The sequence below is a fragment of the Dietzia sp. SYD-A1 genome, assembly GCF_015356725.1.
Taxonomy (GTDB): Bacteria; Actinomycetota; Actinomycetes; order Mycobacteriales; family Mycobacteriaceae; genus Dietzia.
This window is the reverse complement of sequence record NZ_JADDKI010000114.1, coordinates 1-14212: the sequence shown is the minus strand read 5'-3', so window position 1 is coordinate 14212 and position 14212 is coordinate 1. Positions and strand designations below refer to the sequence as shown.

The following is a 14212-nucleotide window of genomic DNA, read 5'->3' as shown; positions in this document are numbered from 1 at the left end:
CCGGACACCGGCCCCGGGTCGCGGTGGCGGGTCGTCCCCGCCCCCGTAGGCTCGTCGGCCATGACCAGCCGTCGACCCCACCCGGACAGTCGCCCGGGGGCCGACCCCGCGGCGGCCCGGCCTCCGGATGCCGTCGCGCTGAGGACCGGGTCGTCCCCCGTGACCTCCGGCCTCGCGCGCGTCATGGACGATCTGGTGCGCATCCCGGGCACACGGTATCGGGTGGGGCTGGACCCGGTGATCGGCCTGGTACCCGTCGTCGGGGACGCGCTGGGGACCGTTGTCGCGGCAGCGGTGTTGGCGGAGGCGATACGCAACCGGGTCCCCGTCCACATCCTGTTCCGCATGGGCTGGAACTACCTCGTCGACGCCGTGCTCGGCGTGATCCCCTTCGTGGGCGACGTTGCGGACGCCGCCCACAAGGCCACGTCCAAGAACCTGAGATTGGTCGACCGGACCATCGCCGAGGGCAGACGCGTGGACACCGACGCCCGCGGGTACCTGCTCCGGGCGGTAGGCGCGGTGGGACTGATGCTGTTGGTGCTGCTCGGCATGGCGGGTCTTGCGCTGTGGGGCCTGCTCAGGCTGATCGGCCTGTTCTGACCCGCCCCGAGACCGGCCCCGTCCCCGCGTCCGGGCCCGCGAGCTAGACGGAGGTGACCGGCAGGAGACGCCGCACCACGTCGTCCAGCGTGAGGACCCCTCTGACCTCGGAGACGTGGGTGCCCGGGTGGCCACCGGACTGTTCGACGACGACGAGGTGAGCCCGCGCCTCGCGCATCCGGCGGAACGCCTCGGCCACCGACAGGTCGTGCTCGAGCGACAGGCTCGGCCGCATGAGCTCCCGTGCGGTGGCCCCCGACTGGATGTTGATCGCGTCGCGCGCGTGCACCACACCCACCGCGGTCTCCCCGTCCAGCACCAGCAGCCGGAGATGACCGGTGCGGCGGGCGGTCTCGCGGATGTCCTCCGGGGAGGCGTCCACGTCGACCGAGGACATCTCATCCGGCGCGGCGGGCGCGTTGACCCCGCGATCGCCCAGCAGGTCCCCCACGGTGAGTTCCTGCAGCTCCAGGGCGCTGAGCAGCTGCCGGTGGTGGGTGTCGTCGAGCGTGCCGGCCTCGCCGGAGTGGCGGACGAGCTCGCGGAGGGAGTCGGCGTCCTGGCCGGAGGCCACCTCGTCGCGGGTCTCCACCCCGATCCGGTGCAGGATCCGGTTGGCGAGGGTGTTGAGCGCCACCAGCAGCGGGCGGGTGATCCAGAGGAAGCCCCGCATCGGTATCGCCAACAGCGTGGCCGAGTACTCGGGGTGCGTGATGGACCACGACTTGGGGGCCATCTCGCCCACCACCAGGTGGAGGAAGGTCACGATGAGCAGCGCCAGGACGAAGGCGATGACGTCGGCCGTCCAGTAGGGCAACCCCCAGCTCGCGAACACCGGCGTGAACCAGTGGTGGACCGCGGGTTTGGTGATGGAGCCCAGTGCCAGCGCGCACAGCGTGATCCCGAGCTGGGACCCCGCGAGCAGCAGCGTGAGCTCGGAGGCGTTGCGCAGGGCCGCCCGGGCGGCGGCGCTCGAGGCCGCCGCGTCCTCGAGGCGATGGCGTCGCGCGGAGATCAGGGAGAACTCGACGGCCACGAAGAACGCGGACGCGGAGATGAGGACGATCGTGGCGAGCACCACGACGATCGGGTTGCTGGTGAGGCCCGTTCCGGCCTCGGCGGCGAGCAGGGTGGTGGTGGGGTTCATCGCGCGGCCTCCTCGACCACGACATGCAGCTCAGCGGGAACGCGGCGTTCGATCCTGCGCACCTCGGTCCGCAGGACCCTGTCGGCGGAGATCTCCTCCAGCACGTCTGTGTCGGGGAGAGGGATGTCGACGCGGTCACCCACCTCGGGCAGGTCTCCGGTCGTCTCGATCACGAGTCCACCGAGGGTCTCGGCGTCCACCTCGGGCAGGGTGATCTCGAGCAGGCGTTCCACCTCGTCGAGATGGGTGTCACCCGCCAGGAGCCAGCCCAGTCCCTCGCTGACCGGGGTCCCGGCCGCCTGCTGGGGATCGTGCTCGTCCGCGATCTCGCCGACGATCTCCTCGGCCATGTCCTCCATGGTCACGACACCGGCGAAACCACCGTATTCGTCCACCACCACCGCCATCTCGGACTTGTGGGAACCCAGGCGGGTGGCGACCTCCGGAAGGGGCAGCGAGGTCGGCACGATGATCGGTGCCCGCATGAGGGTCGACACCGCCGTGAGGTCCGCCCGGTCGTCGTCACACACCGAGAGCAGGTCGTGGAGGTCCACGATGCCGATCACGTCGTCGGAGTCGTCGCCGACCACCGGGTAGCGGGTGTGTCCGGTGGCCATCTTGGACAGGACCTCGGTGACCGTGTCCTCCGCCCGCACCACGTCGGTGCGGCTGCGCGGGATCATGGCGTGCTCGGCGGGTTGGCCGGGGAAGTCGAGCATCCTGTCCAGCAGTCGACTCAGTTCCTCGGACAGCTCGCCGGTCTCCTCGGACTCGGCGACGATGTGCTCCAGGTCGCGAGCGGTGGCGGAGTGTTCCTTATCGTGGACCGGCTCGATGCCGACGGCCCTGAGCAGGGCCTCGGACGCCTTGTCGAACAGGCCGATGAGCCAGCCGAACAGGGCGAGGTAGATCGTGGTGGACCGGGCCAGCCAGCGTGCGACCGGCTCCGGTCGGGCGATGGCCAGGTTCTTGGGCACCAACTCGCCGAAGATCATCTGCACGACCGTCGAGAAGAGCAGCGCCAGGACCGTCCCGACCACCACTCCGATCCCCTGGGGCACGGAGGCCAGGCCGAGGAGCTCGCCGATCGAGCGACCGATGAGCGGTTCGGCGACGTACCCGACGACCAGGGTGGTGACGGTGATCCCGAGCTGGGCGCCCGAGAGCATGAAGGACGTCCGCCTGGTCACGCCGAGGACACGCGACGCGGCCGGGTCGCCCTTCTCCGCCGCGGCCCCCATCCGGGAGCGGTCGACGGCCATGAACGCGAATTCCTGGGCCACGAAGTAGCCCGTGAGTGCGGTGATGGCCAAGACCACCACCACGCCGATGAGAAGTGAGAGCGCGATGCTCATCCGGTGTTCCCCCTTCCGAGAAGGGGGCTGATAGATCGGGCCGGTGTGTCGGCTCGGCTCACTGGAGGTGCTCCTGCGCTTTCGTCGGTGACCCCGCGGGCCGATGCCCGGGTTGACAAGTCATTGTCCCGCCCAACACCGGAATTGTCGACTCTGTTCCGTGAACCGTCCAGGCGGGTGGATCAGGATCCGGCGGACCGTATCGCCCGGGAGACGGCGTCGAGCGCCATGAGGCGGACGGTGTCGACGTCGGCGGGCACCTCCCCGGTCGCCACTGCGACGAAGCCGTCTCCGTCGTATCGGGTGTGCGGCGGAGTCAGGGACCGGGAGAGGCCGTCATGGGCGCCCTGGGCGACGACGAAGCAGGCGGTCTTGTCCAGCCTCGCGTTGGTGATCACCACTCCGATGGTGGTGTGCACGCGATCGGAGGCGTAGTCGAACGGCGGCACGAGGTTCGCCACGCTGGCGAGGTCCACCTCGGTCCCCCCCGGATCGACGTCACCGTAGGCGTTCACCGCACACAGTGCCCCGACGACCAGGTCGCCCACGGTGCTCTCCGCGTAGCGGATACCGCCCGGACGGATGTTCTCGACCCCGCGCCACTGCGACGTGAACGCCCCGGTGCCCGCGCCCACCTGCCCCACCTCGACCAGCGGGCCGGTGGCCGCGGCGGCGGCGGTGTACCCGTCGGCGGCCGACGGGCGGACCTTCGGATCGCCGACCCCGAGGTCGAACAGCGCCAGGGCCGGGACGATCGGGACGCGCCCGCCGGGCGTGGGAACGCCCCTCCCGGCCTCCTCGCAGAACCGCATCACCCCCTCGGCGGCCGCGAGACCGAACGCGGAGCCTCCGGTGAGGACGACGGCGTCGACGGAGGTCACCGCCTTGTCCGGCGAGAGTGCGTCGAGGTCGCGGGTCGCCGGCGCGCCACCCCGCACCTCGCGCGATGCCACCGACCCCTCGGGGAGCAGCACCACGGTGCACCCCGTCAACGCGGAAGGATCCGTCCAGTGGCCGATCGCGACTCCGGGCAGTCTCATCTGGGGTGAGCGGGGCTCCATCGCGCAAAAGTAGCGTGTCGACCCCGGCAAAAGGAACCCTCAGTCCGCGGAACCCTTCTGCCAGGTGCTCCACGGGACCGCCCAGTCCCCGTTCTGGTGGACCTGCTGTTCCGGGCCACCGGTGTTCCGGACCTCGACGATGTCTCCGGCCACCGCCTGGTCGAAGTACCAGGCGGCGTCATCGGGGGACAGGTTGAGGCATCCGTGCGAGACGTTGGTGTTGCCCTGCGCCCACATCGACGAGGCGAGAGCGTGGAAGTAGATGCCCTCGTTGGTCAGGCGCACCCCGTGGTCGACCGTCACCCGGTACCCGACGTCGAGCGGTAGACCGTAGGTCGAGGAGTCCATGAGCACCGTGCTGGCCTTGTCGAGGACGGTGTAGACACCCCGCTGGGTCCAGAAGTGCATGCTCACGCCGTTATGGGTCGCCCAGCCGCCCTTGCCCATCGACGTGGGCATCGTCTTGACCAGTTGCTGGTTGTGGAACACCGAGACCGTCTTGGTGTCGTCGTCCGCGATGGCCACCCGGCGGTCACCGATGGTGAAGTCGACCTCCGCGCCCTCTCCACCCCACTGGCCGCCGCCGAGGTTCCTGCCCTCGGTGTCCAGATCCACGCTCACCCGGGTGCCGGTCTCGTAGTAGTCCCGGGGCCGCCAGTGCGCGGTGGCGTCGTCGAGCCAGAACCAGTTGCCCTCGACCGCCGGTTCCGTCGTGACCGTCATGTACTTCTCGACGGTCTCCCTGTCCGCGACCGGCTGATCGAATCTCGCCGCCACGATGATGCCGACGCCGTACTCGCGATCCGACTCCAGGGCGCCACCGCCCGGGGTGACCAGGCTGGGGGTGACGATGGCCTGTGGGGTGGCCATGGTGAAGGTGCGCGAGTCGGTCCGCGGGCCGCCCGTCGCTCCGCGGTAGGTGATATCCAGCGTGTAGGTGCGCCCGTATCCGAGGGTGACAGCGGGTTCCCACGACGTCGCGTCCTGCGACAGCTCGCCCTCGATCTCCTTGCCCGCGTCGTTGGTCAGCACCACCTCGCTGAGCGAACCGTTCTCCACCCGGGCGCGGACGCCGTCCACCACGGCCACGTCCGTCGCGCCGTCCGCCGGGGTGACCTGCAGGGTCGCCGGAACCGGCGCCTCCGAGGTCTCGGTCGGGGTGGTCTCGCCCGCGGACCCCGTGGGCACGGGGATGGTGCATCCGGTCGCGACGAGCAGGAGGGCCAGGAGCCCGGCGAGGAGGACGAAGGGCGCCTGAGACGCCGAGGGCGTGAGCGACCCGGACCGGGACAAGGACATGCGTGACTCCGAGGGCATTGCTGGGGATTCACCGGTGAGTACCGGCTTATGAGCACATGATGCACGCAGGGTCCGACAGGACGCGAACCCACACGGGCGCCCACGGCGTGTCGTTGTGGAGTTGTGACCGGATCGGGCCGGACGGTGACCGGGAAGTGATCTGCGACTCACACGACGGCGGGGTGGAGGAGTACAACGGAGGCCATGAGTATCGAACGCCCTGTGACCATCATCGGCGGACACGGCAAGGTGGCGCTCCGCGCGGCCCGGATCCTGGCGGGGGCGGGCGCCGAGGTGTACTCGGTGATCCGGAATCCGGACCAGGCCGACGACATCCGGGAGGTGGGCGCGACCCCCGTCGTCGCGGATGTCGAGACGCTCGACGTCGAGGGATGGCGGGAGGTGCTCCGCGGCAGCGGTTCGGTGGTGTGGGCCGCCGGAGCGGGTGGCGGAGACGCCGATCGCACCTACGCCGTCGACCGCGACGCCGCGATCCGATCCATGGACGCCTCCGTGCAGGAGGGGGTCGAGCGCTACGTCATGATCTCCTACGACGGGGCCGGACCCGAGCACGGCGTGCCCGAGGGCGATTCGTTCTACCCCTACGCGCAGGCCAAGGCCGACGCCGATGCCCACCTGCGGGATTCGGAACTGCAGTGGACCATCCTCGGCCCGGGGAAGCTCACGGATGACGCCGGCGGGGAGTCGATCGGCGTGGGTGCCGAGAAGCGCGAGGACAGGGCCACCAGCCGGGACGTCGTGGCCGCCGTCACCGCGGCCGTCCTGCGCAGGCCGGACACCATCGGTCGCACCATCGAGTTCTCCGACGGCCCCACCCCCATAGGCGAGGCCCTCACCAGGGAGTGAGTAGCGGGGGGCCTCGCGGCGTGGCCGGTCCGAGCGGTGGGCAGGGGCCGCACCGGTTGGGGGCGCGGTTATCCTCGTCGGGTGCGGATCCTGGTGGGCGGCTCGTGGATCACCGTGACCTGCGCTCTCATCACCGCGCTGTGGAGCGTCCCGCAGTTCGTCGCGACCGGGACCGTCACGCTCAGCTCGCACCCCTTGTTCGTGGTCATGTTCCTGTTCCCCTCGCAGATCGGGGTTCCGGTCTGCCTTCTCGTGGCCTTGAACTCGGTGTTGCTGCTGTCCCGTGGCCGTCTGGTCACCACCCCGCGTCGACTCCTCGCCGGTGGCCAGATGCTCACGGTGACGCTGCTGGGCGTCTGCGCGCTGCTGCTGGTCCTGCCCACCACGTTCGGGCGGGAGTTCATCCTGATGGCGCTGGCCTTCCAGGTGGGCCAGGTGGTGGTGGCCGTGGGGCTCGCCCTGCATCTCCATCGACGCCGGGGACTGCGTCGCCACCCCGAGACGGACGAGCCGAACCCGCCGGTGCACCTCGAGACGTGATCCGGTGCGTCGGTTCCGGCGCGACGGGTGTGCTGACACTATGGGGCCATGCGTGCCATTCACATCTCATCCCATGACGGACCCGCCGCTCTGGAGGTCGTGGATCTCCCCGAGCCGGAGCCGGGAGCGGTCCTCATCGACGTCCACGCCTCGGGGGTGACCTTCCCCGAGGTCCTCCAGACCCGCGGGAAGTACCAGATCTCGCCGCCGCTGCCGTTCGTGCCCGGATCGGAGGTGGCGGGTGTGGTCCGTTCCGCCCCCGAGGGGTCGGGATTCGCCGCCGGCGACCGCGTGTGCGCCTTCCCCGGCCTCGGAGGGTTCGCCGAGGTGGTCTCCACCGACCCCGCCCAGGTGTTCCGGCTCCCCGATTCGATGACCTTCGCCCAGGGCGCGTCCATTCCGATGAACGTCCTCACCGTGCACTTCGCCCTGGCGCACCGCGGCCGACTCGAGCCCGGGGAGACGGTTCTCGTGCACGGCGCGGGTGGCGGTATCGGCATCGCGGCCACCCAGTTCGCCGTGGCATCCGGTGCCCGCGTGATCGCGGTCGCCTCCTCCGAGGAGAAGCGGGAGCTGGCGCTCAGGGCCGGAGCGTCCGACGCCATCGCCCCCGAGGGTTTCAAGGACGCCGTGAAGGAGCTCACCGGCGGCAAGGGCGTGGACATCGTGGTGGACCCCGTGGGAGGCGACCGGTTCACCGATTCCATCCGGTCCCTCGGGCAGGAGGGGCGGATCCTCGTGATCGGCTTCACCGGTGGCGAGATCCCCACGGTCAAGGTCAACCGCCTGCTGCTCGGCAACAAGAGCGCCGTGGGGGTGGGCTGGGGCGAGTACTGGATGAGCAACCCCGGATACCTGCAGAAACAGTGGGCCGAGGTGGAGCCTCTGTTGGCCGCGGGGAAGCTCGACCCGCTCGTGGGCGTCGAGCTCCCGCTGGACAAGGCGTCCGAGGCTCTGGAACTCATGGACGGCCGCGGCGCGGTGGGCAAGATCGTCCTCACCACCGGGCGCTGAGAGTCCCGCGGTCTCAGGGCGCGAGCGCCCGCAGCCTGCGCCCGGCCTCCGACAGCACCTCGGGTCGTTTGCAGAACGCGAACCGCACCAGATGCGACCACTCGGCGGAGTAGGTGTCGGTGAACGGCGCGAACGGAACCGCCGCCACGCCGACCTTCTCGGGCAGTTCCAGGCACCACGACGCGGCGTCGGTGACGCCGAGCGGCCGGGGGTCCGCGGTGAGGAAATAGGTCCCCTGGGTGACGGCGAGATCCACTCCGATCCCGGTGAGTATCCCCACGAGCTGGTCCCGCCTGTCCTGCATCTGCGCCCGCAGCGCCCGGATCCACTCGTCCTCGTGGCTCAGGGCGTGCGCGACGGCGAGTTGCAACGGGGTACCGGCGGTGTAGCTCATGTACTGCTTGGCGGCCCGGACACCCGCGACCAACCCGGCCGGGCCGGTCACCCACCCGATCTTCCAGCCCGTGCAGTTGAGCATCTTGCCGGCGCTCGAGATCCGCAGGGTGCGTTCGGCCATGCCCGGCAGGGTGGCGATGGAGACGTGCTCGGTGTCGTCGTACGTCAGGTGTTCGTAGACCTCGTCCGAGATCGCGATCGCGTCGAACTCGCGGCACAGGGCCGCGATCTGCTCGAGATCCTCCCGGGGCAGCACTGCACCGGTGGGGTTGTGCGGAGAGTTGACCAGCACCGCCCGGGTCCGCGGGGAGAACGCCGCCCGCAGGGAGTCCACGTCGAGGCGGAAACGGTCGTCCGAGCGGACCATCCGCGCGGGGCGCCGGGTGGCCCCGGCCATCGCGACGGTGGCGGCGTAGGAGTCGTAGGACGGTTCGATCACCACCACCTCGTCGTGGGGTTCCACCAGGCCGAGCACCGCACCGGCGATCGCCTCGGTCGCGCCGACCGTCACCAGTACCTCGGTGTCCGGATCGTGGACCAGCCCCGTGTGCCCGGTCTCGTGCGTGACGATCGCGTGCCGGAGCTCGGGTACCCCCGTCCCGGGTGGGTACTGGTTGTGTCCCTCCCGCATGGCGCGCACCGCGGCCTCGATCATCGACGGGGGGCCGTCGGTGTCCGGGAAGCCCTGTCCCAGGTTGACGGCCCCGAACCGCACAGCGAGCTGGGTGACCTCGGAGAAGATCGTGGTGGCGTGGGGCAGGAGGCGTCGGACGGTCATGGAACGCAGCCTAGGTCGGTCGTGGCCGCCCGATACGATGGGCCACATGACCGAGCACCCCGCCGCAGCATCCGTCACCGTCGGACCGTGCACGCAGCGCCGTACCGTCCTGGCCGCTCTCCCCGGGATCATCCTGCTGCCGGGGATCGCCTCGGCCTGCGGGATGACGCAACCCGCGGAGCCTGCCTCGACCGTGCAGCAGACGACCGAGGTGCAGGCCAGCACCTTGCCCGCGTCGGACGTGCCCGTCGGGACCGCCAAGCAGGTCAAGTCGGGGGACTCCACGGTGATCGTCGCGCAGCCCACCGAGGGGGAGTTCGTCGCGTACTCCGCCCGCTGCACCCACCAGGGTGGGACCGTTCAGGTGGTCCGCGACCTGCACCTGCGCTGCCCACTCCACGGCGCGGAGTACGACGCCACCGACGGCCGCAACACCCTCGCTCCGGCACCGCGACCCCTCGACGTGGTCCCGGTGACCGAGGCGAACGGCCAACTGACGATCGGCTGAGCCACGCCCCCGCCCGGGGTGGCACCGGTGACCGCGCCCACGTCGCGTCGGCAAGAGAGTCCCGCCCCCATCGGTCAGGTGAGGATGCGCCGAACGCCCTTCTCGACGCCGGCCGGAGTTGCGGCGTCGCAGCGGGGAGGAGTACAACGGGAACACGTTCTCAGGGCGGGGTGAGATTCCCCACCGGCGGTGATGTCACCGGCCCCATGGTCGGCGGCGAGCCCGCGAGCGCCCCGCACACGCGGTCCGGCCAGGCGACATGCCCGGCCGGACCGCGTTCGCGGGGGTCAGCAGACCCGGTGTGATCCCGGGGCCGACGGTCATAGTCCGGATGGAAGAGAACAGCGTGTCCCCGAGGGACCGCGGCCCGCCGCGGAACCGTGGGCGATGCGGCATACGCCCTGGGCCGTGGAGTGCTGAGCCCGCGAAAGGGGCACACGATGAGCCTTCTCGTCTCATTCCTCGACGCGCAGGTGTTGATCGGCGGAGTACCGATCCTGTGGCGCGAGATCATCGGCAACGCCTTCGGGTTGGCCGCCGCGATCGGCGGGATGCGCCGAGTGGTATGGGCCTGGCCGGTGGGGATCGTCGGCAATCTCACGCTTCTCACGGTCTTCCTCGGAGGCGTCTTCCACACCCCGCAGGACGTCGATCTCTACGGTCAGGCCGGCCGCCAGGTCATGTTCCTCGCCGTGGGGATCTACGGCTGGTGGCGCTGGTCGCGGGACCGGCGGGCCAGCGCGGCTCTGCCGGGACAGGCGGGAGTCGAGGCGGTCGCGGTCCATCCGCACTGGGCCACGGGCCGGCAACGGGCGGGACTCGTCGTCGGTATGATCTCCGGCACCCTGGTCTTCGGGTGGGTCTTCTCCGAGCTCGGATCGTGGGGCCCGTGGGCGGACGCGTGGATCTTCACCGGGTCGATCCTGGCCACCTACGGCATGGCCCGGGGCTGGACGGAGTTCTGGCTGCTGTGGATCGGCGTCGACATCGTGGGTGTCCCGTTGCTCCTCAAGGCCGGGTACTACCCGTCAGCTGCGTTGTATCTGGTGTACGGGGCGTTCGTCGTCTGGGGGTTCGTGGTGTGGTGGCGCGTCGACCTGGCCGCCCGGGTGCGGGAGTCCTCTGAGGGGCATCGGTCGGATCAGGTGGCCGTTGCCTGACGCGGTCAGCGGACCTTCGATGAGGGCCGCGCGGTTCCCGTCTCAGGTGCCCCGCGTGACGCACGCCTCGGCCGCACCGAGGCCACGACGATCAACGACAGCGCCGCGAGTGCGAAGCCGAGGCCGCGGAAGTCGATCCACGCGAACACCAGGCCCGAGAGCAGGCCACCCGCCGCACCGGACAGCGCCACCGCCACGTCGGCCTGCCCCTGGACGGTGGCGCGGACCGAGAGCGGCACGGACGTGGTGAGGACCGTGGTCCCGGCGACCAGTCCGAGGCTCCATCCGAGCCCGAGGAGGATCAAGGCCGTGGTGACCAGCACGGTCGACTGCGGCGGGGAGACCGCGGCGAGGACGCCAGAGGTCAGCAGCACCAGGCCTGCCGAGACGGCCACGAGGCGCGTGCCGAACCTGTCCACCAGGTAACCGGACAGCGGGGCCGGCAGGAACATCGCCGCCACGTGAAGGGAGATCACCAGCCCCACCACGGTCACCGCGTGATCGTGCGCGCGCATGTGGACCGGTGTCATGGTCATGAGCCCGACCATGACGAACTGCGTCAGGGCCATCACCGCCACCCCGGTGAGCACGTCCCCGGTCCAGATGCGGGAGGGTGCGGCCGGCTCGGGGGAGGAGACGACCGCGGGGGCCGGTGACGGGAACGACGACGAGGCTGTCGCCGAGTCCGGCCCCACCGTCGCCCGCCGCCGCGCCTCGAGCAGCGGATCGGGACGCAGCAGCAGTGAGATGACCAGTGCCGCTCCACCGTAGGCCGCGGCGGCGAGGAGGAACGGACCGGACAAGGGGAGCAGGCCCAGCGACTCGGCGACCGCTCCCGTCGGCCCCACGAGGTTGGGCCCCGCGACGGCCCCCGCGGTGGTGCCCAGGAGCACGTATGACAGTGCCCGTCCGCGGTGCTCGGGGGTGGCCAGGTCCGCGCCGGCGTAGCGCGCCTGGAGGTTGGTGGCGGTGCCCGAGCCGTAGACGACGAACGACAGGAACAGCAGCGGGAGGGAGTCGATGGCCGTCGCGGCCACGATGGCGATCGCTCCGATCGCGCCGAACGCGAAGCCCGTCGCCAGCCCGGGGCGCCTGCCCCGCGCCTGGGACAGTCTGCCCACGGCGATCGCCGCGAGGGCCGACCCGCCGGTGAACAGCGCCGATGGCAGGCCGGACAGGCCGGGCCCGCCGAGCAGGTCCTCGGCGAGGAGCGCTCCGACGGTCACCCCGGCGGCCAGTCCCGCGCCGGAGAGCAGCTGCGCCAGGACCAGGATCGTCACGACCCGCCGCTGCACTCGGTCGTCACCCGGGCCGGTGGCCGAACCCGGATCCCGGCGTGTCCGGTTCATCTGTCGACCCGGGTCATCTGTCGACCCAGGATCGTGCGTGCAGGAGCACGTCGATCGCGGTCGCCTTCCCGGCCGGCCGCAGGTCGTGACGCAGCGAGACCACCTCGAGTCCCTGGGATCCCAGTGCCAGATCGGCGATCCCGGGGAGCACGGTCGGGTCCTGCGGACCGCCGACGCCGCGACGCAGGTTCTCCGCGGCGTGCCCGAGATAGACGAGGTGGCCACCGGGTCGCAGCCACCCGCCGGCGTTGCGCAGGACCCGGACCAGGCTGTCCATGTCCAGGTGGAGGAACCCGATGACGACGAGGTCCACCGACTCCTCCGGCTCCCAGGTGGTGGCGTCACCGACCACCCAGTCGACGCTGCCGGTACGGCCGTCATCGGAGTCCTTGGCTCGGGCCTGATCGATCGCGACCTCGGAGAAGTCGACGGCTGAGACCCGCCATCCGTGCGCGGCCAGCCACCGCGCGTGCCGTCCGTCGCCGCACGCCAGGTCCACCGCGGTGTCCACGGGCAGGCCGGCGTCCTCGGCACCGGTCACCTCCGCGACGATGCGTGCCGCGGGGGTGGTGCCCCACACGTCGGGCTGGGCGAGGTATCGGGCGTTCCATTCGGAGGCGTCCACGTGCGGCGGTCCTTTCGGTGCTGCGTCTGCTCGGTTCTACTTCTACTGGGTCGGGGGCGTACCCGGGTGATCCCGCCGCGGAGGGGTGGCACGGCTCACGGGCGTCGGAGCCACCGCAGGTGTTCCGTGTCGCCCTGCAACTCCAGTCTCCTCCACAGGACACTGCCCGGCACGGCCTGACTCGGGTGACAGTCCACCGCGGCCTGTTGCGCCGTGCGGTCGACGGTCAGCGCCAGGTCGATCTCCCCGCTGCGCCGACCGAGGAATCCGGCGTACCCCTCGGAGGCGAGGCTGGCGCAGATCTCGTCAGGGAGGGCCCACGCCAGTACGGGAAGTCCGTGCCGGTCGCCCGCCCGGACGGCGGCCGCGGTGGCCGCCACGTGGTCCGGGTGTCCGCTGATGCCGGTGGAGTCGAAGACGACGAGACCGTCGGGCCGGGTCTGCTCCAGTGCGCGCTCGACGTCGCCGTCGAGGACGGTCGGCTGGAGAGCCGCCACACCGCCGTCGGGGTGGCCCAGCAGGGTGACCCGTCGGACCCCGAGCGCATCGGCAGCAGCCCGCAGTTCGCTCTCGCGAATCAGTGACAGGTCTCCTTCGACACCGTGGAGGGTCGACGCCTCGCCCCTTGTCAGGCAGAGGACGTCCACGAGCGAGCCTGCCCCGGCGAAGGTCGAGAGCACCGCGCCGAGGCCGAAGGATTCGTCGTCGGGGTGCGCGACCACGGCCAGGACCGCCCGCCACCCCGGCAGTATGCTCGTGTTCTCCATGGTCCGAGCCCCCTCATCGTCGACGGTGAATTGCCGTTCCGGGTCGTTGGATACCCGGTACCGTATCTTCTCATGAAGGCCTCCCACGATCGGACCGATGTCTCGCTCTTCGCCCGCGCATGGGTGATCGCCAGCCCCGTTCTCGAGCGCGTCGGGCTCGCCAGATCCCGGCGGCGCCTGGTCTCCGGTCTGTCGGGAACGGTGGTGGAGGTTGGGGCAGGCAGCGGGGTCACCTTCGAGCACTATCCCCCGCAGGTCACGAGGGTGGTGGCGATCGAGCCGGACCCGCATCTCCGTGCCCACGCGCGGCGCTACGCGGCGCGTGCGTCTGTGCCGGTCGAGGTGGTGGAGTCGGTGGCGGAGGCGCTCCCGCTCGCGGACGGAGAGGCCGATGCGGTGGTCTTCGGTCTCGTCCTGTGCACGGTCCCCGACGTCCCGGCCGCCCTCGCCGAGGCGGATCGGGTACTCGCCCCCGGGGGAGAACTACGTCTGTTCGAACACGTCAGGGCAGAGGGCCGACTGGGACGCGTGGCCGACCGGATCGCGCCGGTGTGGAGTCGGCTCGGCGGGGGGTGTCGACCGAACCGGGACACCGGTCGGGCGCTGACCGAGGCCGGGTTCGACGTCACCGGGCTCAGGACCCGGACGTTCCCGCCGGTACTCCCGCTGACGCCGATCCTCAGCGGTTCGGCGCGGCGTCGCTAGCGGCACGACCGGCTACCGCACACTCCCCGGTCGGGTCG

The 14212-nt window shown here is 70.9% G+C and carries 15 protein-coding genes and 1 riboswitch; of the genes, 7 read left to right on the top strand and 8 right to left on the bottom strand.

Features of this window, described 5'->3' with window-relative positions:
• The coding region (locus IY392_RS05425) for a DUF4112 domain-containing protein (protein ID WP_228549062.1) at positions 1-603 on the top strand (603 nt) is incomplete at its 5' end.
• Between the two features lie 43 nt (positions 604-646).
• On the opposite strand, the gene IY392_RS05420 is transcribed toward IY392_RS05425, so the two are convergent.
• The 4 genes from IY392_RS05420 to IY392_RS05405 form a co-directional block, all read right to left on the bottom strand.
• Positions 647-1750 carry a CNNM domain-containing protein gene (locus tag IY392_RS05420; RefSeq protein ID WP_107757581.1) on the bottom strand — a complete coding sequence of 368 codons (1104 nt, stop codon included), beginning with the start codon at positions 1748-1750 and terminating at the stop codon, positions 647-649.
• Positions 1747-3105 (bottom strand): hemolysin family protein, encoded by a 1359-nt coding sequence (locus IY392_RS05415; protein WP_182612773.1) that lies wholly within the window; start codon positions 3103-3105, stop codon positions 1747-1749. Before IY392_RS05415 ends, IY392_RS05420 begins: the two co-directional genes overlap by 4 nt.
• A gap of 182 nt (positions 3106-3287) precedes the next feature.
• The gene (locus tag IY392_RS05410; protein WP_228549061.1) at positions 3288-4145 is read right to left on the bottom strand and encodes a P1 family peptidase; all 858 of its coding nucleotides are present in this window, start codon (positions 4143-4145) and stop codon (positions 3288-3290) included.
• A 60-nt stretch (positions 4146-4205) separates the two neighbouring features.
• A complete protein-coding gene (locus tag IY392_RS05405) occupies positions 4206-5465 on the bottom strand; it encodes an Ig-like domain-containing protein (protein ID WP_194860719.1) in 1260 nt (419 codons plus the stop codon).
• Positions 5466-5669: 204 nt separating this feature from the next.
• On the opposite strand from IY392_RS05405, the gene IY392_RS05400 reads away from it, so the two are divergent.
• The 3 genes from IY392_RS05400 (at position 5670) to IY392_RS05390 (ending at position 7886) form a co-directional block, all read left to right on the top strand.
• Complete coding sequence (locus IY392_RS05400; protein ID WP_194860718.1) at positions 5670-6332, top strand: NAD(P)H-binding protein; 663 nt, start codon at positions 5670-5672, stop codon at positions 6330-6332.
• An 81-nt stretch (positions 6333-6413) separates the two neighbouring features.
• The gene (locus IY392_RS05395; protein ID WP_107757577.1) at positions 6414-6872 is read left to right on the top strand and encodes a hypothetical protein; all 459 of its coding nucleotides are present in this window, start codon (positions 6414-6416) and stop codon (positions 6870-6872) included.
• Positions 6873-6920: 48 nt separating this feature from the next.
• Complete coding sequence (locus IY392_RS05390; RefSeq protein WP_107757576.1) at positions 6921-7886, top strand: NADPH:quinone oxidoreductase family protein; 966 nt, start codon at positions 6921-6923, stop codon at positions 7884-7886.
• Between the two features lie 13 nt (positions 7887-7899).
• Here IY392_RS05390 and IY392_RS05385 read toward each other — a convergent pair whose 3' ends face one another.
• Entirely contained in the window at positions 7900-9060 is a 1161-nt protein-coding gene (locus tag IY392_RS05385; RefSeq protein ID WP_182612129.1) for a pyridoxal phosphate-dependent aminotransferase, read from the bottom strand.
• 46 nt (positions 9061-9106) lie between these two features.
• Here IY392_RS05385 and IY392_RS05380 point away from each other — a divergent pair, with 46 nt between their 5' ends.
• Positions 9107-9568: a Rieske (2Fe-2S) protein gene (locus IY392_RS05380; RefSeq protein WP_194860717.1), complete on the top strand. Its 462-nt coding sequence runs from the start codon at positions 9107-9109 to the stop codon at positions 9566-9568.
• 152 nt (positions 9569-9720) lie between these two features.
• A riboswitch (FMN riboswitch) is annotated at positions 9721-9915 on the top strand.
• A gap of 93 nt (positions 9916-10008) precedes the next feature.
• Positions 10009-10728, top strand: a complete 720-nt coding sequence (locus tag IY392_RS05375) for a nicotinamide mononucleotide transporter family protein (protein ID WP_194860716.1) — start codon at positions 10009-10011, stop codon at positions 10726-10728.
• A gap of 5 nt (positions 10729-10733) precedes the next feature.
• Here the strand turns inward: IY392_RS05375 and IY392_RS05370 are convergent, their stop codons facing one another.
• From IY392_RS05370 to IY392_RS05360, 3 genes are all read right to left on the bottom strand, one after another.
• Positions 10734-12077 carry an MFS transporter gene (locus IY392_RS05370; protein WP_194860715.1) on the bottom strand — a complete coding sequence of 448 codons (1344 nt, stop codon included), beginning with the start codon at positions 12075-12077 and terminating at the stop codon, positions 10734-10736.
• A 13-nt stretch (positions 12078-12090) separates the two neighbouring features.
• Positions 12091-12702 carry a trans-aconitate 2-methyltransferase gene (locus IY392_RS05365; RefSeq protein WP_107757572.1) on the bottom strand — a complete coding sequence of 204 codons (612 nt, stop codon included), beginning with the start codon at positions 12700-12702 and terminating at the stop codon, positions 12091-12093.
• A 95-nt stretch (positions 12703-12797) separates the two neighbouring features.
• The gene (locus IY392_RS05360; RefSeq protein WP_194860714.1) at positions 12798-13469 is read right to left on the bottom strand and encodes a PIG-L family deacetylase; all 672 of its coding nucleotides are present in this window, start codon (positions 13467-13469) and stop codon (positions 12798-12800) included.
• Between the two features lie 72 nt (positions 13470-13541).
• On the opposite strand from IY392_RS05360, the gene IY392_RS05355 reads away from it, so the two are divergent.
• Positions 13542-14174, top strand: coding sequence for a class I SAM-dependent methyltransferase (locus IY392_RS05355; RefSeq protein ID WP_107757570.1), 633 nt, complete (start codon positions 13542-13544; stop codon positions 14172-14174).
• Positions 14175-14212 lie beyond the last annotated feature (38 nt).

Excerpts from the sequence above, each read along its gene's own strand:
- IY392_RS05410 (WP_228549061.1), bottom strand. The coding sequence starts at position 4,145 with ATGAGACTGCCCGGAGTCGCGATCGGCCACTGGACGGATCCTTCCGCG.
- IY392_RS05355 (WP_107757570.1), top strand. The coding sequence starts at position 13,542 with ATGAAGGCCTCCCACGATCGGACCGATGTCTCGCTCTTCGCCCGCGCA.
- IY392_RS05405 (WP_194860719.1), bottom strand. The coding sequence starts at position 5,465 with ATGTCCTTGTCCCGGTCCGGGTCGCTCACGCCCTCGGCGTCTCAGGCG.
- IY392_RS05375 (WP_194860716.1), top strand. The coding sequence starts at position 10,009 with ATGAGCCTTCTCGTCTCATTCCTCGACGCGCAGGTGTTGATCGGCGGA.
- IY392_RS05415 (WP_182612773.1), bottom strand. The coding sequence starts at position 3,105 with ATGAGCATCGCGCTCTCACTTCTCATCGGCGTGGTGGTGGTCTTGGCC.
- IY392_RS05390 (WP_107757576.1), top strand. The coding sequence starts at position 6,921 with ATGCGTGCCATTCACATCTCATCCCATGACGGACCCGCCGCTCTGGAG.
- IY392_RS05420 (WP_107757581.1), bottom strand. The coding sequence starts at position 1,750 with ATGAACCCCACCACCACCCTGCTCGCCGCCGAGGCCGGAACGGGCCTC.
- IY392_RS05400 (WP_194860718.1), top strand. The coding sequence starts at position 5,670 with ATGAGTATCGAACGCCCTGTGACCATCATCGGCGGACACGGCAAGGTG.
- IY392_RS05370 (WP_194860715.1), bottom strand. The coding sequence starts at position 12,077 with ATGAACCGGACACGCCGGGATCCGGGTTCGGCCACCGGCCCGGGTGAC.
- IY392_RS05385 (WP_182612129.1), bottom strand. The coding sequence starts at position 9,060 with ATGACCGTCCGACGCCTCCTGCCCCACGCCACCACGATCTTCTCCGAG.
- IY392_RS05380 (WP_194860717.1), top strand. The coding sequence starts at position 9,107 with ATGACCGAGCACCCCGCCGCAGCATCCGTCACCGTCGGACCGTGCACG.
- IY392_RS05360 (WP_194860714.1), bottom strand. The coding sequence starts at position 13,469 with ATGGAGAACACGAGCATACTGCCGGGGTGGCGGGCGGTCCTGGCCGTG.